This is a genomic window from Methylobacterium sp. E-041 (assembly GCF_022829665.1).
Classification (GTDB): Bacteria; Pseudomonadota; Alphaproteobacteria; order Rhizobiales; family Beijerinckiaceae; genus Methylobacterium.
Genome location: NZ_JAKSYQ010000088.1, coordinates 1 through 25,753, shown reverse-complemented (window position 1 = coordinate 25,753; position 25,753 = coordinate 1). Strand labels below are relative to the sequence as shown.

Below are 25,753 nucleotides of genomic sequence, written 5' to 3'. Positions count from 1 at the left end.
GAACAAGGAGCACGGCATGAGCGATGCGATCGACGGAAGGCCGCAGGACGTCGGCATCGACCCGGGACGCCTGGAACGGATCGACGGCTGGATGCGCAGCCTCGTCGCGGAGGGCAAGCTCGCCGGGTTGTCGGTGAGCGTGGCGCGGCGCGGGCACACGGTGTTCCAGCGCGCCCACGGCCTCGCCGACCTCGCCCGCAGGACGCCGTTCACCACCGACACGGTGACGCGGATCTACTCGATGACCAAGCCGCTGACCTCGGTCGCGGTGATGCAGCTCTACGAGGAGGGCCAGTTCCAGCTCGACGACCCGGTCGCGCGCTTCCTGCCGGAGTTTTCCGAGATGCGGGTCGCGACCGGCGGCAACCGCGCCAAGCTCGAGACCGAGCCGGCCCGCCGCCCGATCACCATCCGGGACCTGCTCACCCATACCGGCGGCCTGACCTACGGCTTCATGGAATCGACCCTGGTCGATGCGCTCTACCGCCAGCAGGGCGCCGACTTCCTGCGCCCGGATGCGAGCCTCGCCGAGGTGGTGGCGACCGTGGCCCGGCTCCCGCTCCTGTCGCAGCCCGGCGAGGCGTGGAACTACAGCGTCTCGACGGACGTGCTCGGCCACCTCGTGGCCGTCGTCTCGGGGCGCGACTTCGCGGATTACCTGCGCGACGCCGTGCTCGCGCCGCTCGGCATGATCGATACCGATTTCTTCGTGAGACCCGAGAACATGGGGCGGTTCGCCGCGAACTACGTCTACGACCGCACCCGCACGCTGACGCTCTACGACGACGCGGTCGAGACCCATTTCGCCAAGCCTCCGGCGATCGCCGGCGGCGGGGGCGGCCTCGTCTCGACGGCCTCCGACTACCTGCGCTTCTGCCGGTTCATCCTGAACAAGGGCGAGCTCGACGGCGCGCGCCTGCTCGGGCGCAAGACGGTCGAGCTGATGACGATGAACCACCTGCCCGGCGACCTCGCCGCGATCGGCACGCCGCGCTTCGCGGAATCGTCCTATCACGGCATCGGCTTCGGGCTCGGCTTCTCGGTGATGCTCGATCCGGCCAAGGCCCAGATCGTCGGCACGCCGGGCGAGGTCGCCTGGGGCGGCATGGCCTCGACCGCGTTCTGGGTCGACCCGGCCGAGGAGCTCGCGGTGGTGCTGCTGACGCAGCTCGTCCCGTCCTCGGCCCTGCCGATCCGAAAGGAGCTGCGGGTGCTGACCTACGCCGCGCTGACCGATTGACGCGGGACCGGGGCGCGGGGGAGCATTCTCGGGCGAAGCGAATCCCCACGCACGTGAAGAAAATGCGACCACACGACGAAACAGAGCGTCTCCCGTGATCCAGGGATCACGGGAGACGCTCTCGTGGTCGACAGCGCCTTCGTTCTGCGGCGCCTATTCGTCGGCGGGCGCGGCCGCGGGCGGCGTGCCGGCGGCCGGAGCCGGGGCCGGCTTCGCGCCGGGCTTCGCCGCCGCGGGCTTGGCGGCGGTCGAGCCGGTCGCGGCCGGCTTGGCGGCCATGTATTCCGGATCGGTGCGCGGGCCTCCCGGACCGTTCGTCGGCCCGGTCATCTGGCCGGCGACCACGTCGGTCACGCGGTTCCAGGTCTGCGACTTGCACAGGAAGGCGATCAGGCAGCCGCGGACGGTCAGCTCCTCCGGGGTGTCGGACCAGATCGTCACGTCGTAGGACTTGCCGTCCTCGGAATTGTAGATCTTGCCCTCGTAATGGGCGTCGGCGTTTGGCTTCAGCCCCATGATGAGCTGGTGGCCCAGCGATGCGCGCGTCTGCTTGCTCGCGTCGGGGTTCTTGAAGTCGACCCGCGGCTGGCCCTTGTCGTTGAGCGGCACCTTCAGCCACACGACGTAGCCGCATAGGCTCTTGTTGCTCGGGCCGCACTTCTCCACCCGGATGCGGGCACGCCCGTCCTCGGTGAGCCACGTGCCGCTCGGGTCCGCGGGCGTCGCCGCGTGCGCGATGCCCGAGAGCATGGCCAGCGCCATCGCACGCCCGGCCCAGGCGCCGATTCCCGCGCCGATCCGTCGAACCGTCATACCCACTACTCCTTCCGCGCGCCCGCGCCGTGGCCTTCGCCCCGCCCGCGTGCCCAATCTCTGGGCCCCGCCATCCGCTCGGAACATGACGGGATCATGGCCGTGCCTCGGCGCGCCGTGCCGCACGGCCGATGACGGGAGCGACCCGCTTCGGCTAAGCCTGCCATCCATGATCGTTCGCCCCCGTCCCAACCTCTTCGCCATCCTGTTCACCCTGCGCGGCTCGATCCTGCCGCGGGTGGCGCTGAAGGTCCTCGGGCTGACGGCCTTCGCCGCGCTGGTGGTCGCGGTCGAGCAGCGCGTTCCGGAACGGTTTCCGGTGACGGCCGGGATCGGCCCGTTCACCCTGATCGGGCTGGCGCTCTCGATCTTTCTCAGCTTCCGCAACAACGCCTGCTACGAGCGCTGGTGGGAGGCCCGGAAGGCGTGGGGCGCGCTGATCGTCGAGATGCGCGGCTTGAGCCGGACCCTGGTCGCCCTCCTGCCCGGCCCCGAGCACGATGCGGTCCGCCGCACCGGCCTGCGCCGGCTCGCGGGCTTCGGCCACGGCCTGCACGCGCGGCTGCGCGGCCTCGACGAGGCGGCCGCCGTCGCGCCCTGGCTGCCGCCGGGCGAGGTCGCGCGCCTGCGCGCCTGCCCGAGCCCGACCGATGCGGTGCTCGCCGGCCTGACCCGCGACCTCGCGGGCGCGTATCGCGACGGGCATCTCACCGACGTGCTGTTCGGCGTCCTCGAGCGCAAGGTCTCGGACCTGTCGGCGATCCATACCGCCTGCGAGCGGATCCACGGCACGCCCCTGCCCTTCGCCTACACCCTGCTGCTGTACCGCACGGCGTGGCTTTACTGCCTGTTGCTGCCGTTCGGGCTGTCGGCCTCGCTCGGCTGGGCGACGCCGGTCGCGACCATGCTGGTGGCCTACACCTTCTTCGGCCTCGATGCGCTGGGCGACGAGCTGGAAGAGCCCTTCGGCCTGGAGGCGAACGACCTGCCCCTCGATGCGATGCTGCGCACGGCCGAGCGCACGGTGCTCGACGCCCTCGGCGAGCCGCTTCCGCCCGCGATGGAGCCGGTGCGCTACCGATTGGATTGAGCGTGCGGGCCGGCGACCGTCTCGCTCACGTCCGCGACGGGGCCGCGTCCGGCCCGGGCCCGAGCCGGCGCTGCATCAGCACCGTGCCGAGCCAGCGCCCGTGCTTGTGGCCGACGTTCTCGAGCACGCCGGCATGCGCGAAGCCCAGGCCCGCATGCAGCGCCACCGACGCCTCCGAGCCCGGATCGGTGATCACCGCCACCATCACCCGCGCGTCGATCGCCTCGCAGGCTGCGATGAGCGCCGCCAGCAGGGCGCGGCCGATCCCGACACCGCGCGCGGCCTCGGCGACGTAGACCGAATCCTCCACCGTCGAGCGATAGGCCGCGCGCGCGCGATAGGGGCCGGCATAGGCGTATCCACAGACCGCGCCGTCGCGCTCGGCGACGAGGTAGGGATAGCCGTCCGCGACGAGCGCCATCCGCCGCCGCGCCATCTCGGCCAAAGTCGGCGGCTCGGTCTCGAAGCTCGCGGTGCTGTTCGTCACCGCGTCGGCGTAGATCCGGGCGATCGCGGCGATGTCGGCGTCGACGGCCGGGCGCAGGTCAGGCATCATCGATCCGCTCACGCAAAAAAGGGGCCGGCGCGACGGCGCCGGCCCCTGCGGTCGATCGTTCGGCGATCCCTTCGGGATCGCGCGGGGATCACTCGGCCGCGGTCATCTCGGCGGTGAAGTGGCCGCACCAATCCTGCGAGGCCACCACCGGCCACAGGCCCTTGGACTCGGGAGCCGGCTGGCTCACCGGCGGGTTGAAGCGGCACAGGCCCTGATCGCCGACGGCGGAGGCGCCGTTGGTCTTGTGGTCGTCGAAGAAGCGGCAGCTGTTGCAGGAGGCGTTGGTCGAGGTCATCGGGTTTCTCCGGTTCGGGCGTCTGTCGCGGGCTGTCGGAACCGTCACCGGCCCCGTCGTCCGTCTGCAGTTCTTAATTAGAACAGCTCCAATATGGCGTCAACCGGCGTGTCCCGGCGGGGTTCCCGTTTTCGAGCGCTGCTGGGCCAATGGAAATTTGTCAGCAGGCCGAGGGCGTATGGCAGCGTGGGCAAGGCATAGGTGTCATTAATGGCTACGCTTCCCCGGTTTGAGTCTCGGAGGGCATCGCCCGACTGGTCGACGACACAGCAAGAAGGGACAGCCATCCTGGTCCCGCGGGTAGCGACTGCCGCCTATGCCGTTCCGTAAGCATCGGGGAGGCCGTAGGTGTCTGCCAGACACATCCCATTCCGAGGTAAATAGTATCGAATATGTGCCCTCCGGTTCCAACCATTGCCGACTTCGACAACGATGGCCGACGCGTCCTCGTCGACCTGATTGGTAAGTCAGTGTGGCGCTCGCTCGACCAGGCGCTCGCCTCGCTCACGGTCTTCGCGCATCCCGATGCGGTCGGGTCCGTGGGAACACGCGCAGTCTTCCGCACGATACGGGGCGGCCCGAAGGGTACGATCATCGGGGACGCGATGTTGGACGACAACGCGAGCCCGGCGACGGCCTTCGAGTGGGCCACGGGCTTCAAGCGCGGACCCGACCTGCAGTGCAACCATCTCTATGCCGCCGCACGAGACCCGGCGTCGTACAGCGACCTGCGCAACATCTGTTACACGCCCACCTTCATCGCCAAGCTGACGGACAGCCAGCGTGAGGACGTCCCCGAGCACCATCTCTCCCACCTGCTGCGCTACAGGGCCTTCGAACTGTACAGTTACGCCGGCCCGCAGGGGTCGCCCCCTTCTCGCAAGCCTTCTGGATACGACGACCTGGTCTGGCCCGATCCCATCGGCGGAGGGGCGACGGCAGAGGTCGCCGCCGCAACCTTCCGCCGGAATATGGCACGGCGTCCGAAGGACCGCCTCGCGAAGGCGGCCCGGCTCGTCGGCTGGACCTTCTCGGATTACCGACCAGACGAGACGGTGATCTACCTGGGCTCCTAGTCGCCTCCGTCGCTCAGGCGGCCACCCGAAGTCCTACGATCCGCTCGACCCGTCCGCGCAGCAGGTCGCTCCTCCGGAGCACCTCGGCGCCGCCCGGCACCGCCCGGGCCGCCGCGCCCGTGGTCAAGCCAAGCTGCACCTTGTACCGGTTCCACTGCTGTCCGCTCGGGTGGAGAACCCCGCCCAGCAGGCGGTCGCCGTTAATTAAGCCGCGAGTGGCGAGGTCTTCGAGGACGAGCAGGGCGTTGATGCCGAACGGCACGATCCAGGCGTTCGGGAGCCGGGCGAGCTCAGGGACGAGGTTCTCCTCGACCATGCGCCTCATGATCGGTCGCGCCATGATGCGCCTGTCGCCGGCGAAGTTCGCGCCGTTCTTGAGAACGGGATAGCGCAACACGGAGGTGGAGTGGACGCGTCCGGCGGCGGAGTCGAACAGATCTCCGGTGCTGTGAAGACCGAACACCTGGTGGAGGCCGAGATGGTCCATCAAACGGGCGCCGAGTTCACGCATGCCGGCGAACGACGCTTGTGCCTTTGCGGCCGCGGCGGCCTCGTCGACCGATACCCCCCTCATCGCGGCCGAGCGCAGCGCCAGGAGCGCGTCCTTGGCCTGCCGCCTGCCCGGAGTGACGCCGACGATCACGACATCGGCCTGATCGTTGATCCAGTCGAACGGGGCATAGAAGGCGCTGAACCTGCCCTCACGGCCGAGGCCGAGGAGCTCGTCCCGGAAGGCGGAAGGACCGGGCGCGTCCACGGCGCGGGCGATCTCGTCGGCGGACCGGGATGTCAGGGCGGGGAGGACGCGCTCGATGCGGGCGCGTGCGGACATGTCGAGGCTCATAGTTGTGCTCCTTGCTGCTGGTTGTGGGGCAATCAAATCCTGGCGGCCGCCTCGGCGGCCATCTTGTCGAGAGCGGCGCGGGTGGTCCGATCCCAGCGGACGCCGCGAGCCTGCGTCCTCAACCCGCGCGGGGTCGGGCGCCGCCAGACCGGCTCCGGCGACCGCTGCAGGGCTACCAGCGCCTCCTCGAAGCTCGGCCACGCCGCCTCGCGTCCGGTCGGGCCGGTGGTGAAGACGCCCTCGTGGGCGACGCCGGGATGGAAGGTCGAGCCGTCCGCGGCGACGGGCACGAAGAGCATCTCCTCCACCGGCTCGTCACGGTCGACGCCGGCCAGATCCTCAAAGGTGTTCTGGTCCCGCCAGGACGACGGGCGGAATTGCTTGCGTTGCTTCAGCCAATCCAATGCCTGGGCGGCAGGCACTCCTCCGTCCTTGGGATCGAAGACGCGTTCGGAGCCGGCCATCATGTTGCGGATGCGGCGCTCGCTAACCCCGCCGAACTCGGCAAGCGCCCATGGCTCGACGAAGCCACCGGTATCAAGGGCGAAGCGACCGCGTGCCATTCGCAGCGTCCGCCCGGCGTCGGCCGGGTCGATCTCCCATGTCGAGAAAGGAACCTTGTCCATGAAGGCGCCCGCCTGCGCGATCTCCTCCCGCAGGTAATCCTCGCGCTCCTGGGCAGCGGACGCGCCGGTCAGGGCGATTCCGTAGTAGGCGTAAGCATTGAGGTTATGGAATGTTACGCCGAGCTTCCAGCAATAGGCATCACCGAACGCGTCGTTCCGGAGGATCTCCTCCCAGTCCTCGGGTGCCTCGACGGCGTAACCGAGTTGGCGAGTCAGCGCGGCCATGCCGATGTTGGCGTCATCCGTGCCCACGATCTCCGCAATCAAGCGACCAGCGCCAACGACGATGTCGATCAGCGTCACGCCCTCGAAGTCGTTCCCATTACCGTACTGGCTGTGGAACTGCTCCCGGAGCAGTTCGGGGTCAGTTAGAATGTCGCTCGCATCCATCTACGTCTCCGTGATAACGTGCCATCCCGCCGTCACGGAAATATATGCCACAAGGACTATGATGTTGCAATTTGATTTTCGTGATGGGGTGTCATCACGGAGTACCGAACAGGGGGGGCAGGACATCATGGCTGCCGCGAAGCCATGGTCACTCCAGTCATCAACTTGCAGGTCCATCTGGCTGGCACGAGCCCATGCCGGCTCGTTCCCACGCGAACCGAGAAAGTATCCGAAAAACTCTCCGCAATGACTGTCGCCTTGTGCTCAGGCGTCCAACGTCGCCAGCGGCCCGTCTCCACAACGGAAAGGCGAATAATAAAGCGACCGCGATTATCGATACTCATACTCAAACTATTGCGGGAGAACCCGAAGCGGTCGATGCATGGCCCCGTCGTCCGGTATCGGCCTATCCATGCTCGATGTCGTCGCGACCCGCATCCGGCAAACCTCGTCAGCATGTACGCGCAACGCTCTTTGTCCAGGGATGCCGGTCTGAATCGTCTATCCTGGCGTCTAACCGAATGTAGGATGGGACCGGACTGGTGCGCGAGATTGAGGATTTCACCGACGACCGACTGAAGGCTTGGTGCATCCATTGCGGCGCCGCCATCGCCAACGTCAGGAGCAATCGGGACCACGTGCCGACCAAGTCATTCCTGACTAAGGCGCTCCGCGGGCGCGGCGCCGATTACGACCGTGGCGCGGGCGATGATTTGGACTACCTGCCGCAGGTCTTCATCTGCCAGGGCTGCAATTCCGGCTTTTCGCCTGATGAGAACTACTTCCTTTGTGTCCTCCACGCGGTCATGGCTGGCAGCCTTTACCCCGATCAGGCGAAGCATCCCGAAGCGGCGACCGTCCTGCGCAGCAACAGGCATGTGGTCCGTTCCCTTAAGCAAATGCCGGATGGACAGCTCTCCCTGTTCGATGACCTGCAGCCCTTCACTCTCTTTCCCGACTTTGAGAAAATTCGCCGTGTCGTCATCAAGAACGCCCGGGGACACGCCTATCATGAGTTGGGTGAGCCGCTGCTCGAAGCGCCCGACCATGTCGCGTTCGTCCAACTGGAGCGGCTGAGCCCCGAGCAGCGGGAAGCCTTCGAATCCGTCGGCACTGACGCCGACCTTGCCGCTTGGCCGGAGGTTGGCAGCCGCATGACCGTCCATTTGCTCAACGGGGAAGCCATGACCGGCGGCTGGATTACGGTCGAACCGGGTCGTTACCGTTACGCCATTGACTGGTCTGGCCCCGTCCTGGTGAAGACCGTCATTTGGGAATACATCGCCACCGAGACACGATGGGGGACGATAGACCCAGCCTGAAAATTCGTTGCTGCAAAGCAGAATTCATCGACGCAGGGCTGCGCCGAGAACGAGCTCGACGCAGCCCCGCAACCGCGGCGGTTACATCGCCTATCGGTGATTCAGGCGAAGCGACGGCTCGGCATCCGCATACAAGGCGGTCAAATGTCGTCAAATCCTGGAGCGGCCTCCCTCACCTTGGCGAGTTCAAGCGCTTTCAGCGGCCGCCGTTCGAGCTCGAACGTGTCTACGCACCGGTCGGTCGGTTGCGCGTCGGACCCAAGCAGGCGCTGAACGGCTCCGGGGTCGGTGCGCCATAGGGGGTGGACTACAACGAGCCTCGCTGTCTGGTCGCGGGCCTCCTCGACGATACACGGCAGCTTTATGCGGCCGGCGCTCTCGACGCGGAGAGAACCTGGCCGCATCGCGGCGACCGCCGAGGCTAGGTCGCGGGCGCGGTCAAGCCAGTCCGTGAGCTCAGGTTCGGCAAACCTTCCGTCGACACCGCAGGCGTAGTCCGGCCTAACCATGGCGCGGAGATACGCGATGCCCATTCGCCAATCGAGGAGGCTGTGAGCCCGCCGGTTTCCGTACTGTTGGATGCAGCGGTAGCAGGACGTGTGGCAGTTCGACCTGTGCGCCTCCTCCAGAAGGACGTTCATGGGCCAAGCACTCACATCCTCAAGCACTTCGCCGATCATATGCAGGATCTCGGGCCTCCCGTCCGCCCGCGGCTCTCCTAGGCGGCGACAGAGGCCCGAACCGTTGATCAGGGCATCTGCGATCTGGATGAGCGGCTGCGTTCCCCTCAGGCGCGGCTCAAGGGGTTCGAATTCGTCCGGCGAAACATCGAGCGACAGCGCAGCCTTCTGGACCAGGATGTGCGTGGCGCTGACTGCAGCTGCCCGAGCCGCAGTGCTCGACATGCGCCCCTTCTTGGCGACCATATCAAGGTTGAGGCGCTTATCGAATGCGAGAAGCTCCAGGTAGAGCGCGTCGGTCTCCTTCCGCGCGACCAGGCCGAAGGACTCCCCCACCGGCTCCCCGTCACGCCACCGGCTTCTCTCTTCTTCGCTCGCGAGGGCCATGTTGACCGCCTGACCGACGAGGTGCGTGGCGCGAAGGGAAGGCTGGCCCTTTAGTACCCAGGTATCGGTCAACTCCTGCACAGCGAACCGGGCGGGTTCGCCGTCCTCGCCCGTCGCGCCGTCGTTGAGGTGCATGACCGTGACGCCGGCCCCGCTCCAGACTTTCACATTGCCGCAATTGATGCCTTCGCCGTGTCGCAGGACCGTCGCAACGGTGCGGGTCGACATCATCCCGACGTCATCAGGCTTGTTCGCCTCCGGCCTGAAATCGGTGCGGAAGGCGGCAGGCGTCACGTACCAGGCAAATTCATCCGGTTGGATGTCCGCATGGCAATCGTCGCACGCCGCGCGTGCGTCCGGGCGCTGCGGCCTATAAGCCGCCGAGCCGCAGGCATCGCAACGGGCCACGTAGGCCCGGTCGCTGACCCAAGGGCCCAGAGGCGCCTTGACGTCAATTCGGTTGGCGTTCTCCCGATCCGGTTCAGGCAGTGTGCCCGTGAAGCCGATCACTCTGTGCTTGAGCTTGTCCTTCGTCAGGAGCGCCCCGGGCGCGTACTCGAAGACCGCCAGCTCCACGTCGCGGTCCATCGTCGACCAATCCCAGTCGTCCTGGCCGCTGGTCTGCGTGCCGGTCTCAACCAAGCCGGTATAGAGCTGCCTTACGCGGGTGGGCATGCCGTACATCGGCAGCAGTCCGCGTTCGGCCAGGAACTGGGCGAGCCCAGCACGTCCGGATGGCCGCGCATCGCGCATCTCAAGAATCTCGTCGACGATGGTGTCCGGAACTGCCCAGCCCAGAAGGGCGGTCCGGTGGTCCCCGGACAGGATGGACGCCTCGACGAAACGCCTCATGGCAGGTGCGGTCGCGGCGAGCGCCTCGCGCAGCCTCAAGGGCCAAGGTGAATCCTCAGCGTAGAACGCGTCGGTCGGCACGAACTCGCCGTGGATGTCGGGAGGAACGAGGCCGTCACCCGGATAGGGCTGTCCGGCCCGCGCGCACCCGTCGCGCAGGCGTGCGAATGCTGCCCTGAGCCAGACCTTGCGGAGCAGGCGCCTCGGGATGGGAAGATGATCGGCGGCCAGGAACGGAGGTGGAGGGGCGTCACCCGTGATCGCACGCGGGTGCCGGAAGTAATATTCGTCGTGGCTCCTGCCCCGGCAGAACGTCGTCACGAACGAGAACGCCTGCCCGCGTCGCCCGGCGCGCCCGACCCGCTGCTGGTAGTTGAACCGCTGCGGCGGCATGTTGGCCTGGAGCACGGTCTGGAGCGAGCCGATGTCGATGCCGACCTCCATGGTCGTGGTGACGGACAGAAGGTCGATCTCCTTGTCTGCCCTGAGCAAAGCGTCGGGCTCCTCGCCCTCGGCGCCGACGAAGATGCCCTTGAAGCGGCGCAGGCGCTCCGAGAAGTCATCGGTTTGGCCCGTAAGCTCCTCGCACTTGATCCCGAACCGGCGTACCTTCTCATCCCTGCCGCGGATGATGCGCCGGCCGAGGAAGTTGGCGTTCCACAGCTCCTCGACGGTCCCTGTCGCCTCTCGCGGCAGGTCTTTCCTGCAGCGAGTGCATACGCCGTAGCCGAGCCTGAGGTGGACCCGCTCGCATGAGCCGCAGCGCCAGTATCGGTCGCCCGCCTCAGACATACGCAGGTAGAGCTTGCCGACCCTGATCACCCCGCCGCCGTGATCCTGGCCGAGATCAGTCAGGACCTGCGCGAACCGCGCGCTCGCCTCGTCGCCGAACACGGCCCTGGCATAACGGCTGACCTTGTTCCGCGGGGGAACGTTCTCAAGCCGTTCCCACCTCTTATTCCGCTCCCAGGAGAAGTATTGGTTCTCCTCCACCCGGTAGGCCCCGGCGAAGACCCTGAGCCACGCGTCGAGCCGGTCGACGTCCTCCCCAGCCTTGGCGGAAACAGAGGGGTAGCCTAGTCCCGTCTCCTCCAGAACGAAAAACGTGTTCGAGAAGATTACGTCGTCGACGAGTTCCGATTGCTCCCTCAACACTGCTGTTCCGAGGTCACGCTTCTCGATGGTCGTGAGGTTCGGGGCGAAGTCCGGCTTCCCGTCGCGGATGCTGAACGCCTTGTACCAGGGCTGCCCCTTGAAGGTCTTGCGCCCGACCTCGTCGAAGGGGTGGATGCCCAGGCGTACGAGCTCGGACATCACGTAGGAGATGTGACCGCCGCTGCCGTCGTTCTCATCACGGTATTGCAGAAGACGGTCGATGGGCACCTTCCGCGCGGGTACGCTGACACCGCTGCCCGCCTCCGCCTTTTCCCATTCGGCGTACTTAGCCTGGATCTCGCGCCTTCGGCCGGATTGGTAGAGATCGTCGACGATCCGGTCTTTCTCTTCCTCGCTCAGGTAAGACTTGGCGGCTACCTCGATCATGCGGAGGGCCGAGTCGACGAAAATCTCGCGGCGCAAGTCCCGGAGGTGCAGGCGCTCAATTTCAAGCGCCTGATTCGCGGCGTCCTGCCGGCTGTCCGAGAAGATGATGCTCTTTGGGTCTGCGCCGTCCTTGGTTTTGATGGCGTGCAGGAACTCGAACAGCTCGGTCGAAACAAGCTGGGACGCCTGCACGAAACCCGTCCGGAATGCGCGGACGGGGGAGCGTGTCCGGATCGTCGACGGCCTGTTGGAGTAGTCGGTGCCGCACCGGGGGCATGAGAACGGCTGCGCCGTCTTCCGGCCGTTGGGGCCGGCCGCGGCATCGGCCTGGAAGTAGACGTGGCCGCGCACAAGACCTGGTCGCTCCTCGGCATCGTACGCCGACAGAACCCCCGTGACCGCGTCCAGCGTGGCGGTCTGCCACTCGTCCCAGCCGCCCTCCGGCAGGACGGGACGTGCGGTCGAGGGCCAGAACACCGCGAACTGGTCGAACGTCATGCGGTCATAGAGTTCCGGCGCCCCGCGGTCCGGAGCGTTTTCCAGGTCCGAAGACGTCGGCAGCAGCTCGAACTCGCGCTCGTCCCCGGATGCCTGCCCCCGCTGGCCGCCGACAAACAGGTCTCCGCAAGCCTCGCAGTAGAGCATCTCGAAGAGGCGCCGCCCCTGCCTGCCGCCGGCTTGCGGCGGGCCGTGCGTAACGCCGCGCACGATGGTGAGGTCCGTGAACCGCGTCTTGCCGTCATGGCAATCGACCGGCGCCCCGAAGAGGCCCTCGACGTTGCGGATGAAGTTGTGGACCCGGAAGGAAGGCGTTCCCGCCGGCGCCTTCGTGCCCCAGGCGCCGCTGTCCGGGATGGCGCGCGCCAGCATCAGACCTCTGACCGCATCACGGTCCGCGGCGCCGAATACCTCCTCGCCGATCTCCGAGACCGGCGTCGCGCGCGCCTGTCCCGTTCCCGAGCACCCCCTGACGAGCAGCGCAGCGGCACGGGCGGAAACCGCGCCGGCCATTTCTGCGGTTGATCCAGATGGCAAGCCGAGGCTCTCCGCGAGAGTGCGCACGGCTAATGCGTTAGCCTCGGTCTCCCCGTAGGAGGCGACTAGGCGGCTTTCTCCCGATGCGGCAGTGAGCAGGGCTCTGAACGGAGCCAGGTCCACCTTCCCCTCAGGGGCGGCGACTTTCTCTGGATCGCCCGGTACAATACACTTGCCCCAGAACGCCGCGTCTGCGTGCCCTTCAGCGCCCGGGCTATCGTATGTGCCGAACGGTGCGAACAAGTCGCGCAGGTAGCGGCGACTCTGTTCCCCGGCATGGCCGTCTATCGGCAGCGACGCGCTCGATGCGAGTATGCGGAGCTTATGGCGGTACCTCGGATCGTCCAGCCCAAGCCGGGTCAGGAGCGACTTGACGAGGAATGCGACCTCGGTCCCTGCCGAGCCCCGCACCAAGTGGAGCTCGTCGAAGACCAGGTAGAAGTATGCGTCGTCATCACTCTCGATCCATGCCCTGGTTTTCTCGAAGACTGCGTCTTCTACCTCGCGGGACAGCATCGCGCCCAGCATGGAAGCGTTCGTGACGAGGATATCCGGTGGGTATGCCTGCATATCCCAACGCGAAACCATCTCGCCGCCATCCAGGGACGGGAAAATATACTTCGTCTCCTCAAACGGCTTTCCGTCAGACTTGGATCGCGTATGCGCATCATGCGCCCGGGCCGCCTTCTGGTCCTCCTCCATCCGCGACATGGCCAGCCGTAGCTTTGAGCCGCGGCGTGCGCGCCTTTTCCGCTCGACCTGATCATCGGCCAAGCGAGGATGGGTCTCGTGCCCGGTCACGGGTGTGTCGCCCGTGTAGTTTCCGAAAAAGATCCTGTTCTCGTTGAACCGCTCGTCCATGACGATACGCGCGGCATCGGAATCTAGCGCTTTCCTCAACCGGACCATCTGGTCGGCGACGAGGGCGTTCATTGGGTACAGGATGAGAGCGCGGACCGCCGCCGGACGGTTAGTCGCCTCGCCGGTCCGCTGCGACTTGCGCCTATTGAACCTCTGACCCTTCCGCCACCACGTATTTCCGAGATAGCCTTCCTGTGGTCTCGACCACTTCACCGCCTCCGCGGACAGGCTCGCCAGGATCGGAAGCATGAAGCTCTCGGTCTTCCCGGAACCAGTGCCGGACGTGACGATGCTGGGGTGCCCAGGGAGGATGCCGCGCTCCAGCATCCGAACTTGGTGGGTGTAGGGCGGGTAGAGCGATTTCCGACTCAGTCCGCCTTCCGCGTCCGCTCCCTCGAACAATCCGCTTAGGGCGAGTTCGACGAACGCGCGCTGCGCCTCGGGGCTGAGGGGCGATAGGACGTCCGTCCCGATGAGTTGCTCAAGCACGAGGTCGTTCGCTGCGTAGCGCAGTACGGGCTCGACGAGCGGCTCCGCGGCGAGGACGTCTGGCGAGAGCAGTAGGTCGCGTCTCTCACGCGCTACGTCCCGGTCGGCGATCCGGAAGGACGTGTCGACGTAGGACACAAAGAAGTCGAGCATGCGGGCGAAGCCGCCGACGGGATCCAACATGGCTTAGGCTCCGACCGCGAGGTATGGCTTCGGCGTTCCGGTAGGCGCAACAGCGGCCTCGGGACCTACGAGAAGGACTTTCAGCGCGGCGGCAAACCGCGATCCTTCATCTTGACCCAAGGCGGACAGAGCGGCGTCATGGACGCGCGAGAGCCGCATGGACGCCGTGAGCCCGAGCCCGGCGCCATGCTTACGCAGGAACTTGGACGCAGCGGCGGGATCAGGCTCGCGGCTTTGCCTCAGATAGGCCGTCGGCGTCCCAGACATCTCAGCGAATGCAAGCGGAGCAACCGCCGCCGCCCCATCTGCGAAAACGCCTTCTACGGCGACTATCGGGCCATCCGCCGAGATCGAGACTGCCTCCTCGCATTTTGGGTCCGACAAGGTCACGAGCGGCACGAAGCCGGCCGGAAGCCGGCCTCGACGTGCCGCATCTGCCAATTGCGGGTACCAGAACCGGGCCGCCGAACGGTCCGCCCCTTCGACGAGGCCGATTGTCGGGCGCCCTTCCGCAGCTTTGGAGAGCGCGGCAGTCAAGGGTGTGGGGACGCCGGAGCCAGCTCGCGTCCACAAGTCGTCGAATGTGATCAGCGTTGGGTCGGCGTAGAGTGTGGCAACCCGCCCGGCCGCCATGAGGAGCGCCACCACCTCCACGAGGTCGCCTGTGTCGGGCCCATATAGGATCGGGACTTCGCCGGCCTCCGCGAGAACCGCGATCCGCAGGAGGGTCTCAAGCCCGGATGACGTCAGCAGGCCGGTCTTCTCCGCGAGGCCGGCAAGGTCCCGTAGCCCCACCTCACGTTCACCCGCGGGGTCGGTCGGCCAGCGATGCAGAATTGTCTGGAAGGCCGGCCTGCCCAGCGCCGTTGCATCGTCTCCGGCCTTGATTAGGCGCTCCACGATTTCGAGCTTGCTGCGCTCTTCTTCGGCGAGCGCCGCGACCGCCGCCTCAAGCAGGCGCCTGCGTTCGGCGAAGTCCTCGGTCTCGCCCTCCAAGTAAGCGCGCCGGGCTTCGGCCGCTTTGACGGCTTCGTGCGCCTGCCCGAGACGTCCGGCGACCGCGGCCTCAACCTCTTCCATACCCGTGCGGCGCGCCTCCGCGAGATCCGCGTCGCGCTTGGCCGCCTCGGCGGCACAGCGCGCCTCAAGGGCGGCCATCTCATCCGCTTCGAGGGTCTTGATAAGCGCCTGGACTTGTTCGTGGGCTGCGGCTCGTTCTGCCACCATCCCACGCTCGATCTCCGCACGGGCCTCGCTTTCCAGCGCCGGCAACGCCGCCGCGGCAGCTTCGGCCGCAGCCTGCTCCAGGTACTCCTTGACGGCCGGGTCGGCGCGCAGCCCCGCCTTGAATTGGTTTAAGAGGTCGCGTTCGTCCGCGAGCCGCTCCGCCAGGACGCCCGAACGCTCGATCTCGGCCAGGATGCCGGGATCGGCGCCCGCAAGCGTAGAGACGCGGCCGGTGAGAGAGTCCGCGTGCTGGCGCAGGGCCCAGGAAAGAAGATGCGCAACATCGGGTCCGCGCCGTTCAGGACCGAGCGCCGCCGCAACCATGCGGATGTAGTCCTGGTCACTCGACCAGTTGACGGAGCCCGACAGTTGCTCCGCTCTATGGTGGTCGCAGAGGATTGGCGACCCCTGCTCCCCGTTGAGCCTGATGACGAGGTCCGGCGTCAGACGCCAGAGAGGCAAGGAAGCCAGGTCTGTGCCCGACGCCCGCAGACGCCCGTCCTCGCCCTGAATTAGCTTCACCCGTACGAATGCGTCCTGCCTGACCCCGACCGACCAATCGCCTGGCGTTCCAGCCTCGATTCCAGTCTCGACGATGAGCCTGCGGCGTTCCTCGACCGCGGCCTGTCCATCCGTAGGCAGGAAATATGACAAGCGTCGCGGGGCGCTTGCTCGGAAGTTTGCCGGCGAACCGTGCCGGTCGTTGGGCATGGACCCGAAAGCGACCCAGTCGCCCTCTCTGAGCGAGTTCGCAAGGATGCCGCGCACCTCGATCTGGCCTTGCCTCGGGAAGAGGACCCTCGCATCGGCAAGGGTGGACCAGGCACCGTCCTCCGTCCGCTCGGCCACGGGCGTGACTAATGCGTTGGCATCCCGGCCCCGGCCGCTGCGACCGACGTACTCCCGGTCACGCACCTTCATCGTAACCCCTTCCTGAATTCGGATTCGCTCGCCGCAGTCGTGGTCATTGTGCCGTTCGTCCACACCGCCCGAATCCGGCCGGACGAATGCCTTGCGAAGGCTAGCTCATCGGCGACGCTCATCACAGCTGCGTGAGCTATCCCCGGCACCGCTCCCGGCAACAGGATCGCCAGCTGGGCCGCCTGCTCCGGCGAGAGGCGGTACCGGTATACCCCGTCGGCCCAGCCGGGATTGGCGAGGGACGAGAGGCGTAGCGCGGCCGCAATTCCATCCGGCAGGAACGCTCCGCGGACCCGAGCTTCGAGGATGCCGTCAGACACCGTGAACAGCGGGCGTCGGGCAAGGCAATGCGCCAGCACCACAGCCGCATCCCTCGACATCAGGCGGTGCTCCCGCCCGGCCGCGCAGATCTGATAGACGTCATGGTCTCTGCAGGCTGCCTGAACGAAGCGGGTCAGGCTGACGGCGCCATCGCCCCGCCTTCCGTCGGCGACGAACTTCGCTAGGTCCCAATCCCAACGCGAAGCCGCTTCCTTCCCGAGCAGCGCATGGCTCGTCTCGCGGAAAGCCATCGGCGCCGGCCCAGCTGACGTACCGGCCTCCTCCAGCCTCCACCCCAAGCGGCCGGCGAGAGCCGGCAGGTCACCGCCAACACAGCCTATAATCGGCGGCGACAGACCAAGGGTGCCATGGTTGCGGAACGGCCGGCCGCCGAGAGTTGACGCGGCCTTGCGGAACAGTTCCGCCTCCGCCTCGCAGACCGCGCCCTGGACGATGGCGCCCCCTTGGAAGGGCGCGAGCGCGGGTGCCCTGAGCGTCCAGATCCTACCCCGCCACCGGTGCCTCAGGCGCGGCTGGATCAGCGTTGCGTCCCTTAGGAGGCGCAGCATGATCCATGGGTCTACCGCATCCCCGAACGCCTCGCCGACGATGCCGACCAGATCGCCCTCATCCCATCCGCGCCGTCCGCCTGCATAGACCGCCTCTATTAAGTCGGGCAGCGTGCCATCGGCCTCCTCCCAGATCGGGTCGAGGGGGATTCGCCCGGCGGTTGGCGCCACATCGGGCTCGTCCGACCAATCCGAGAGGATCTCGCCGACGTCATCGCCGGCGAGATCCCGGTGGGGCTGCGCGTTCGGCGTGAAGGCTACCTGCCGGCACGACCGCTGAATCCTGCCGGGCGGCTCCACGATCCATGTGCCGCTTACGCGGCCGTCTGCACGTAGGCGCATTGATCCTGGGTCGAGGACATCAAGATTCACGGAGCCAGCCGCACCGGGGCCTGGCCGCACCGATAGTTCCGTCCCGCCTGCGTCGACGTAGGGCATGAAGGCGGGCCGGCCGAGCCATGCTCCCCCCGTCCGAACGCCTCCCGAAACCGAGATGGATGCCAACCTCTCTCCATCGCGGATTGGCCTAAAGCCCGCGACCGCTTCTTCCGCAAGCCCAATCGGCAGGGGCTTTGCGGAGAAGAGCCAGGTTCCGCTTTCGACGAACCCGTACCCCGTCGTCGCAAGTCGATGCTGGGCGGACCGCGGTAATCCTAGGCGGACGCGTCGCCCTGCCCCGTCAAGGCCGTGCGCCGACCTCCACCTGCCGAAGCCCGTCTGACGGAAAACCAGGAACTGAGGGACTGACGCGACGCGACCGCCGGCCGCCGCAAGGTCCGCAACGGCATCCGAGAGCGGACCGGGTCCGGCCGATACCGCGGAGCCGTCTTCCCGAAAAACCGTAAAGGCCGGTTGCCCTTCCGCATCGAAGGTGCAGGACACGTAGGCGGGCGCCGCCGCTGCGGCTTGGCCGCCTTGAGCGCACGTGCGTACCAGGCGCCAGAAGCGGTGATCCTTCAGGAGGCGAATGCGTCCCGGAAGTCCTCGAAGGCGTCGGCCATGCCGGCCGAGCGCCGCCCACGGTCGATCAAGGATGCGAACTCGGAGACGAGCCTGAGCGGGTCGGCGGCAACATGCGGCCTGTCATGGAGGAACGACGCCATCAGCGTCACGTCCGTCTTGGTAGGGAAGGCGAACTTGAGTGTGATCCCGATGTGGACCCAATTTCGAGGCACTTCCGGGAACACGAGTTCCCTGTAGGAGCCGTCATCCTGCCTGCGCCGGGCGAGCCATCTCTGCAGGCTGGCCCACATTCCTGCGACGCCCGGAAGCTCCATGAAGGTTCGGTCGCTGCCAAGGAACCGGCGTAGCTTGTGCCTGAAGTCGCCGTTACGGTCCTCGTCGCCGTTGCCGTGAAGGCTGGCGACGTAAAGGGTCAGCACCAGATAAGCGAAACAGCCTGGCAATTCCCAGGCGTCCATCTTGGGATGAAGGCCCTGGCGCAGGGCGTCTGGCAGACCGCCGGCCTGGACGACATGCCGTGTAAAAGATGCCATCGCCCGTTCGATGGCATCACCGCCGGTGAAGCCTCCCGCCTGAGCGATAGTTTCGTCGGAGACCTCGAATGAGCGGATCGGTGAGGCATCTCCGCCAGTGCCCACCATGAGGAAATGGCGGGTGAGCGCGCGCTCCCACTCCATGAAACCTGTGGGTTGGCCGCTTTCGGGCCTGATGCTCGTTCCCCCGCTCACGCGACCAGGATAGCACCTTCGAGTTGCACCGCTAGACCTCAGCGATGCAATTTCGGCGTTATGCAATCGGCGGTGCCATGCTTGGCCATTCGCTACAATCCGTGCACTCCTGGATGGATATCCCGGATTCGGCGGGTAAGGCAGGGTAGGATGCCTAAGGCAGTTTCATTGTTCACCGGTTGCGGCGGAAGCGATGCGGGCCTTCTAGGCGCGGGCTTTGACGTGGTGATGGCCAACGACGTGATGGGGTACGCCCGCGACGTCTACCGAGCGAACATGCCGTAGACGGACTATGTGCTGGGCAGCATCACCGACGTCCGCAACTTCCCGAAGGTCGACCTGCTCGCCGGCTGCTATCCCTGCCAGGGCTTCAGCGTCGGAGGCGTCCGCGAGGCCGACCGGAAGATCAATTATCTCTACAGGGAGTTCGACAGGGCGTTACGGCAGATCAAGCCGAAGGCGTTCATCGTGGAGAACGTCTCGGGGATGCGGAACTCCAACAATCAGCACCTAGCCGTCAACCAACTCACCCGTTTCAGGATGGCCGGCTACCGGGTCACCTGGTCGGTCCTCGATGCACGCGAATACGGCGTGGCGCAGGAGCGGACGAGGATGTTTTTCGTCGGCATCCGCTCCGACCTCGGCCTCAAGTACGAGTTCCCTTTGCCAACGCACAGCCTGCTCGGCCAGGACGCTTCCGGACTGCCGCCTTGCCCGACGATCCGCGACCGGATCGGGGACCTGCCCCTTTGGCCGGAGGGCGAGTACGATGACCAGCCCTTCCACTGGTATTACCTTTCTAGGGACCGCCGGCGCGATTGGGAGCAGGTCAGCCGGACCATCGTGGCGAACAGCAGGCATACGCCGCTTCATCCGGTGAGCCCCCGCCTTATGCGGGCTGGCCCGGACGAATGGCATTTCATCGACAATGGCCCTGCGCGGCGCCTCTCCTACCGCGAGGCCGCACGGCTACAGGGCTTCGGAGACATGACGTTCCCCGACACCGGAGGCACCCGACTCCGTTACCGCGTTATTGGTAACGCGGTGCCGCCGCCGCTCTTTAAGGCCGTGGCATCGGCAATTCCGGGTATCTGGTGAGCCTGCCTGGGGAGAGTGGGAAGCTGTCCGTGGCGCCGTCCGCACGTCAATGGGGGGCAGCAAATCAAAGGACACAAAGCCTGAGCTTCTAGTCCGGCAACTACTGCGGCAGACAGGATACGGCTACCGCCTTCACAGTAAGGATCTCCCTGGCAGACCGGACATCGCGTTCGTGGGCCGGCGGAAGGCGACCCCCGTGCACGGGTGCATCTGTCGTCAGCACGAGGGGTGCCGACGGGCCAGCGAGCCCAATCGCACTGATACCCATAAACTTGGGGGTATCTTCCACAGGGATCCACCGCCCCGAAAAATAAGGCATGACGATCAGGGCCCCGAACCGCCGAGGCCTGTTGACCTGCGAGCGATCCATCTGCAACCGTTCGCCATCCGTTCACGGGCGACACCGCCTCAGGACCCGATCAAGCAGTGCCCCGTCCAGACCTCATATCGCGACGCTGCCGCCTGCCTTCCGGCAGGACCGCGCCCGTTTCCCGGATCGCTCCAGGGGCCTGACCGACGCCGACGCGTCCGGCGGCCCGAGAGGCCGCCATGACCGACGTCACCCACGACCGCATCGAAACCAACGCCCCGCCGTCCGCCCTGACCGAGCCCCCTCCGGACGCCGAGGACACGGCACGCCACATCGGGGAAATCTTCCGCCGCCTCGCGTTGGCAGCGGAGACCTTCCCATCGCAGGCGTATGCCCGGGTGGTGGCCGCCGTCCTCGTCGCACTGGGCAAGGCCGTGTTGATCGAGGCCGAGACGCAGGCGGACCGGCTACGTGGGCGCACGGCCCCGGCTTCCACCGGCATCAAGGTCTCCGCATCCGCCCGCCGCGTCGACTTCGACGGGTGGGACCCGGGCGACCCCGACCCGCAGTGACACCGAATCCCCGGAGCATCCCATGACCCCCGACAATCGCCTGAAACGCATATCGCGCCCGGAGCCTGGCCGTCCGTGCGCCCCCAACATCCCCCTCACCCGATCCGACACACCCCTCGGGGCCTGACCGGCGCGCATGGACGCGCACGGCGGCCCTTCGACGGAGGCCGCCATGAAGAAGCAAACGAAGACGCCCGCCCAGGTCCTCAAGACGCTGCCGCGAAAGGCCGCCCACGTGGTCATCGACGCCGAGGGGGATGGCCTCGACGGGTACCCCGGGTACGGCGAGCAGGCCGAGACGGCGACGCCCGAGCAGGTGCTGGCCTCGGCAAGCGTCAGCACGATCCTCGCCATCGCCACGGTGAACGCGACGCTGCCGAGCCGGGTCATCGCCCGCATCCTGACCCCCCCGAGCCTGGCCCTGGTCGTCGGCGTCCCCGGAGCCGACTGGGTCTCGCCCATCGCACACGCACTCACTTCGTTTCGAGCCTGGACCGAGGTGCTGAAGCGGGACGGTTCGAAGAAGGTCTCCGACAAGGGCTCTGTCGGAAACGACTTCGTCGCGGGCGCGCTCGCAGCCGGCCGCTCGGTGCTAGGGGTCTCGACCGCCCCGGACCGCTACCTTCCCGCGGCCCTGATGACGGCGGCGGACCTGCGCGTCGACATCGGCGCCCCGAACGCGCGCGCCATCCGCGCCACGATCCGACTGGTCACCGGCCGGAGGGGTGGACCCATTCCCGTCGACATCATCCGGGGGTTGAGCTTCGACGAGATCACGGCCTGCCTCCGCAAGGGCAGCACGTCGCGCGATTGCATCCGACGACTCAAGGCGGCCTCCGCCTCGAAGCGGTCAGCCTGCTCCGACCTCGCCGACGTCCCGCTCGTCGAGGACACCTGGGGCTACGGGCCGGCCGGCGACCACGCCAGGGCCCTGGTCGAAGCCGTCAAGGCCCATAGGCTCGGCGCTCCCTGGCCTGCGGCCGGGACGCGTTTCGTCTTGGCCGGCCCGCCCGGAACCGGCAAGACATCCCTGGCGCGAAGCATCGCCAAGTCGTTGGGGGTCGGTATTACCGCAACAAGCGTATCCTCTTGGTTCGCCCAGACCGGTGGATACCTGAACGATATCTGCAGAAAGGTAGACGAGATTTTCCTGGAGGCATCCCAGGCTGGTGGAGTGTTGCTGATCGACGAAATCGATAGCCTACCTAACCGAGAAACCTGCGATAGTAGACATCGCGAATACTGGGTTAACGTCGTTTCACATATTTTAACTACTCTAGATGGTGCGGTATCTAGCCCGGCATCGAAGCTGATCATCATCGGTGCGACCAACTTTCCGGAAAGGCTCGACCCCGCCTTGACGAGACCCGGACGCCTCGACCGCATCGTGCGGATCGACCTGCCGGACGAGGTCGCCATCCAGGGCATTCTGCGCCAGCACCTGGCGGGCGACCTCGACGATCAGGATCTGGCGCCCATCGCGGCCATCGGCGCCGGGGCGACCGGTGCCGACATCGCCGGGTGGGCTTCCGGTGCCCGCATGGTCGCGGCGGCGGCCAAGCGCCCGATGACGATGATGGACCTACTCGCGCGGATCGTTCCACCCGAGACCCGCTCGCCAGCCGAGCAACTCTCGGTAGCACGTCATGAGGCGAGCCATGCCGTCGCCCTGGAGCTCAAGGGCGCCGCGGATGTCACCACGGTGTCCATCGTGGCCAAGGGGGAATTCGCGGGGCGGACCTCAAGCCGCCTGAACGACACGTCCAAGATGTCGCCCTCGGAGCTCGACGACCTCATTGTGTGCATCCTGGCCGGCCGTGCCGCCGATCAGCACTTCGGCGCGGTCACCTCGGGCTCGGCAGGCGGTTCACGCTCGGACCTGGCGCACGCCACCGCCCTCGTCGCCGGGAAGCATGCGAGTTGGGGCCTCGGAAAGTCCCTGCTCTATAGGGGCGATCAAGATGACGCACTGGCATTGATCAGGTTCGATCCCGCTTTTCGGAGAACCTGCGAGGAAGACCTCTCACGACTCTACGAAGTCAGTCGGGATCTGGTCAGCCGGAACGGCGACCTGATCGACCGGATCGCGCATCGCCTGGTCGAATGCCGCGTGATCGGCGGCGCCGAGGTTCGCGCCATCATTGCCGACGCGACGACGGCTCTCGCGAAGGGTGCTCCCCAGTCCCGCAAGGGAGGCCCCCATGCTTGAGGACCCCGACGAGCGGATCGCCCAGGTCATGCTCGGCCTGATGCGGGCGAGGCGCGCCCTCGAACTCGACCCGCAGTCATTCGACGACATGACCGGCTCGATCCTGGTGGAGATCGATCTGGGCATGCAGGTCGCCGAGGAAGCCGTCCTCGAAGCCCGCTACCGCCGGAAGGCCGAGGGCAACGTCGTCAGGTTCCCTGCTGGCCATTGCCGGGCCCGCTTGGAAGGTTCGCCGACCTGACCAGTGCGATGCCCCATCGAGGGGGTGTCGGATGAATTCCCTAGCTCCACCCATACTCGTAGAGTCTTGCCAACCCCGGCAGGCTTGCTGCCCTGATACTGCTCACCAAAAGTTTCCGAAGCATCCGACAATCGAAGGTGACACAAGGTGACGCCGAGGGAATTCGGTTTTCGTAGGATAGGTCATCTAATCCTTGGAATTCCAAGTCTCAAATTCTTACCCCTTGACATTCCACCTCCAAGTTAGACGACGGTGATCCTTTACAAGTTTGCTAGAACGACCTAGCTATGCTCGCGGCGGCCGAATGGACGCTTCGTGCAATCCTTGAAGGTTTGGTGCCTCCGGTCTCGACGTGGCGACCGGCGACAAGGTCCGAGTGGACCAATCCTTACTGATGCTTCTTCGCCTTCGGTTGGGCGGACTACGCTCCCCCCGCAACGAGCGGGCAAAAGAAAACCCCCGACAAGCGTGAACTTGTCGAGGGCCCTCCGGGCCAGAGGCCCAAACGCCGACGAGACGGCCCTGCCAGGCCAACTCGCCACTTCGTCATCATCGACCCGCTTTCACCAGACGTGAGCTACGCGGGAACGATCACAAAAGGACCTTAGACCATGGCTGGATCCGATCAAGCCTGTCGCGCGTCCGGTCGCAAGCGCCTCCGCAAGGGGTGCACGACCCTCTCCCATTGGCTGGAAGCCGGTGGTCGTAATTCATCTGAGCGCAGCCTCGGCCGCTCGATCTGGCCTCAGCTTTCCGCTCATCCCAACGGGGCTGCCCTACGCCTCGCCGACGGTGACCCGAAGCCCGCCTTCGCCCGCAACATCATCATGATCGCACGACTCGCATTGCGCCGAGGTGGCGGGACGAACTGCGAGGCCGCGGCGCTGGATAAGGCCCTCGCCAATGCCAGTGAGATACGCCGAATACTGGCCCCGGTCGCCGAGCGCAGCGCCGCTTAGCAGTCAGCCGCGCGAGCCACTCCAGACTCCCGAAATCCGACCTTCAAGAAACCCTCGGGCGCGGCACCAGCCACGCCCGACTCTCCAGTCATGTCCGTCAGTCGAGGCGATGCTTCCTGGCGGTCGACGTCCGAGGACCTGTGCAATGAATCACAACACAGCAGTTCACCGGTGTACCGCGCCTATGGCGCACAGCACATCCCGTCCCTCGTTCCCACCGTTCACCCCGCCGCTTGGCTCGACGGCCTCGCGCCGGATCGTGGTCCCGAAGAAGGGGTCACTGCGGGGTGCCCTTGTGACCCGGGGCGAGCATCGCCGCGTCATCACCTTCGAGAGCGAGCTTGAGCGGAAGGTGCTCTTGGTGCTGCTCGCCCGCCGGGATGTGGTCGAGGTCCGCGAGCAGATCGCACCCGTCACCTACCGCGATGCCGACGGCGTCGAGCGTGAGCATCGCTTCGACTTCCTCGTGAGGCGTCGGGACGGTCGGCGCATCCTTGTGGCGGTGAAGCCCTTGGAGATTGCGGTAAAGCACGATCTGGATGGCCTTATCCGCCTCATCGCGCGGCATGTGCCGCGGTCGCTCGCCGACAGCGCGATCTGGATGAGCGAACGGGACGTTCCCCGCAACGCCGTCTTCAACGCCACGCTCCTCCACTCCGTCCGCGCCGACGGTAGTCCGGAGCACGACAAGGTGGTCGAGGGCATCGCGTCGACCCTCGCCGGCATCACCACGGTGGCCTGCCTCGTCGCGGCCAGCGGCCTGGCCGGCGATGGCTTCCGCGCCGTCGTGCGCCTTATCGACCGAGGCGTGCTCCGCATGGTCGGGACTGGTCGCATCGACTACGGCACCAGGATCGAGCGCATCGTGGACCGGGGAGCCCAGTGATGAGCGCCGGCCATCATACCCCCTACCCGACGCCCCACGTTCCACGCCTCGTGTTCGGCCCCCAGGACCGCATCGTCATCGGGCCGGTCGAGTACACGCCGGATTTCTCGGACAAGGATGGACACGTCCTTCGCCGGGTCGCCGCTCCCCTCATCACGGAGGCGTTCTCGCACGACCACATCTGGTTGCTCAGCAACGACCGTGAGTGGCGGCACGACAGGAATTGGTTCGCGCCCGATAGCGCGCGCCGGCGGCTAGCTGTCGAAGCTATGAAGCTTGTTCACCAGCGGCGGGGGTGAGAGGCTGGGGTTGAGAAGCCAACCAACCCTGACCGAGCGCCCCCGTTGAACACGCAGCAGCATGCCCGCATGGCGGTCCATGGTCGAGCTCTTCGGGGAAACCCGATTCTGGACGAACGCAGGCGGTTTGCCGAGGCTGCGCAGGCTGTCGGGCTCAGCAACACGTGTG

General features: G+C 66.5%; 20 protein-coding genes and 1 pseudogene. 12 read left to right on the top strand and 9 right to left on the bottom strand.

Going from position 1 to position 25,753, the window contains the following annotated elements; all coding sequences use genetic code 11:
• Nucleotides 1-16 precede the first annotated feature (16 nt).
• The gene (locus MKK70_RS08450; protein ID WP_147728398.1) at nt 17-1,240 is read left to right on the top strand and encodes a serine hydrolase domain-containing protein; all 1,224 of its coding nucleotides are present in this window, start codon (nt 17-19) and stop codon (nt 1,238-1,240) included.
• A gap of 153 nt (nt 1,241-1,393) precedes the next feature.
• Here the strand turns inward: MKK70_RS08450 and MKK70_RS08445 are convergent, their stop codons facing one another.
• Nucleotides 1,394-2,053: a DUF2147 domain-containing protein gene (locus MKK70_RS08445; RefSeq protein ID WP_147858430.1), complete on the bottom strand. Its 660-nt coding sequence runs from the start codon at nt 2,051-2,053 to the stop codon at nt 1,394-1,396.
• A 169-nt stretch (nt 2,054-2,222) separates the two neighbouring features.
• Here MKK70_RS08445 and MKK70_RS08440 point away from each other — a divergent pair, with 169 nt between their 5' ends.
• Nucleotides 2,223-3,143, top strand: a complete 921-nt coding sequence (locus MKK70_RS08440) for a bestrophin family protein (RefSeq protein WP_147858431.1) — start codon at nt 2,223-2,225, stop codon at nt 3,141-3,143.
• Nucleotides 3,144-3,168: 25 nt separating this feature from the next.
• On the opposite strand, the gene MKK70_RS08435 is transcribed toward MKK70_RS08440, so the two are convergent.
• Nucleotides 3,169-3,699 carry a GNAT family N-acetyltransferase gene (locus MKK70_RS08435; RefSeq protein WP_243946865.1) on the bottom strand — a complete coding sequence of 177 codons (531 nt, stop codon included), beginning with the start codon at nt 3,697-3,699 and terminating at the stop codon, nt 3,169-3,171.
• Between the two features lie 88 nt (nt 3,700-3,787).
• The gene (locus MKK70_RS08430) at nt 3,788-3,994 is read right to left on the bottom strand and encodes a hypothetical protein (protein WP_147729034.1); all 207 of its coding nucleotides are present in this window, start codon (nt 3,992-3,994) and stop codon (nt 3,788-3,790) included.
• Nucleotides 3,995-4,386: 392 nt separating this feature from the next.
• Between MKK70_RS08430 and MKK70_RS08425 the strand changes: the two genes are divergently transcribed.
• Nucleotides 4,387-5,070 carry a hypothetical protein gene (locus MKK70_RS08425; protein ID WP_243946864.1) on the top strand — a complete coding sequence of 228 codons (684 nt, stop codon included), beginning with the start codon at nt 4,387-4,389 and terminating at the stop codon, nt 5,068-5,070.
• A 13-nt stretch (nt 5,071-5,083) separates the two neighbouring features.
• Here the strand turns inward: MKK70_RS08425 and MKK70_RS08420 are convergent, their stop codons facing one another.
• Nucleotides 5,084-5,914 carry a hypothetical protein gene (locus MKK70_RS08420; protein WP_243946861.1) on the bottom strand — a complete coding sequence of 277 codons (831 nt, stop codon included), beginning with the start codon at nt 5,912-5,914 and terminating at the stop codon, nt 5,084-5,086.
• A gap of 32 nt (nt 5,915-5,946) precedes the next feature.
• The gene (locus MKK70_RS08415) at nt 5,947-6,930 is read right to left on the bottom strand and encodes a hypothetical protein (RefSeq protein ID WP_243946854.1); all 984 of its coding nucleotides are present in this window, start codon (nt 6,928-6,930) and stop codon (nt 5,947-5,949) included.
• Nucleotides 6,931-7,472: 542 nt separating this feature from the next.
• Between MKK70_RS08415 and MKK70_RS08410 the strand changes: the two genes are divergently transcribed.
• A complete protein-coding gene (locus MKK70_RS08410) occupies nt 7,473-8,252 on the top strand; it encodes a hypothetical protein (protein WP_243946845.1) in 780 nt (259 codons plus the stop codon).
• A 140-nt stretch (nt 8,253-8,392) separates the two neighbouring features.
• Here MKK70_RS08410 and MKK70_RS08405 read toward each other — a convergent pair whose 3' ends face one another.
• The 4 genes from MKK70_RS08405 to MKK70_RS08390 all read right to left on the bottom strand — a co-directional run bounded on the left by MKK70_RS08405 (nt 8,393) and on the right by MKK70_RS08390 (nt 18,959).
• Nucleotides 8,393-14,281 carry a DEAD/DEAH box helicase gene (locus MKK70_RS08405; protein ID WP_243946843.1) on the bottom strand — a complete coding sequence of 1,963 codons (5,889 nt, stop codon included), beginning with the start codon at nt 14,279-14,281 and terminating at the stop codon, nt 8,393-8,395.
• Between the two features lie 3 nt (nt 14,282-14,284).
• The gene (locus MKK70_RS08400; RefSeq protein ID WP_243946833.1) at nt 14,285-16,492 is read right to left on the bottom strand and encodes a hypothetical protein; all 2,208 of its coding nucleotides are present in this window, start codon (nt 16,490-16,492) and stop codon (nt 14,285-14,287) included.
• Nucleotides 16,426-17,619 (bottom strand): hypothetical protein, encoded by a 1,194-nt coding sequence (locus tag MKK70_RS08395; protein ID WP_243946831.1) that lies wholly within the window; start codon nt 17,617-17,619, stop codon nt 16,426-16,428. The genes MKK70_RS08400 and MKK70_RS08395 overlap by 67 nt, the downstream gene beginning before the upstream one ends.
• A 656-nt stretch (nt 17,620-18,275) precedes the next feature.
• A complete protein-coding gene (locus MKK70_RS08390) occupies nt 18,276-18,959 on the bottom strand; it encodes a hypothetical protein (RefSeq protein WP_243946822.1) in 684 nt (227 codons plus the stop codon).
• Between MKK70_RS08390 and MKK70_RS08385 the strand changes: the two are divergent.
• The 8 genes and pseudogenes from MKK70_RS08385 (at nt 18,930) to MKK70_RS08350 (ending at nt 25,584) form a co-directional block, all read left to right on the top strand.
• Nucleotides 18,930-20,108: pseudogene (locus MKK70_RS08385) on the top strand (DNA cytosine methyltransferase). The gene MKK70_RS08390 and the pseudogene MKK70_RS08385 overlap by 30 nt on opposite strands.
• A gap of 49 nt (nt 20,109-20,157) precedes the next feature.
• Nucleotides 20,158-20,661 (top strand): very short patch repair endonuclease, encoded by a 504-nt coding sequence (locus MKK70_RS08380; protein ID WP_243946820.1) that lies wholly within the window; start codon nt 20,158-20,160, stop codon nt 20,659-20,661.
• Nucleotides 20,658-20,990, top strand: coding sequence for a hypothetical protein (locus MKK70_RS08375; RefSeq protein WP_243946817.1), 333 nt, complete (start codon nt 20,658-20,660; stop codon nt 20,988-20,990). Before MKK70_RS08380 ends, MKK70_RS08375 begins: the two co-directional genes overlap by 4 nt.
• Nucleotides 20,991-21,162: 172 nt before the next feature.
• Entirely contained in the window at nt 21,163-23,199 is a 2,037-nt protein-coding gene (locus MKK70_RS08370) for an AAA family ATPase (RefSeq protein ID WP_243946815.1), read from the top strand.
• On the top strand, nt 23,192-23,440 hold the full coding sequence (locus MKK70_RS08365; protein WP_243946813.1) for a hypothetical protein: 249 nt from the start codon (nt 23,192-23,194) through the stop codon (nt 23,438-23,440). The genes MKK70_RS08370 and MKK70_RS08365 overlap by 8 nt, the downstream gene beginning before the upstream one ends.
• A gap of 611 nt (nt 23,441-24,051) precedes the next feature.
• The gene (locus MKK70_RS08360) at nt 24,052-24,399 is read left to right on the top strand and encodes a hypothetical protein (RefSeq protein ID WP_243946811.1); all 348 of its coding nucleotides are present in this window, start codon (nt 24,052-24,054) and stop codon (nt 24,397-24,399) included.
• 295 nt (nt 24,400-24,694) lie between these two features.
• Nucleotides 24,695-25,285 carry a hypothetical protein gene (locus MKK70_RS08355; protein WP_243946809.1) on the top strand — a complete coding sequence of 197 codons (591 nt, stop codon included), beginning with the start codon at nt 24,695-24,697 and terminating at the stop codon, nt 25,283-25,285.
• On the top strand, nt 25,285-25,584 hold the full coding sequence (locus MKK70_RS08350; protein ID WP_243946807.1) for a hypothetical protein: 300 nt from the start codon (nt 25,285-25,287) through the stop codon (nt 25,582-25,584). Before MKK70_RS08355 ends, MKK70_RS08350 begins: the two co-directional genes overlap by 1 nt.
• Nucleotides 25,585-25,753: the final 169 nt, after the last annotated feature.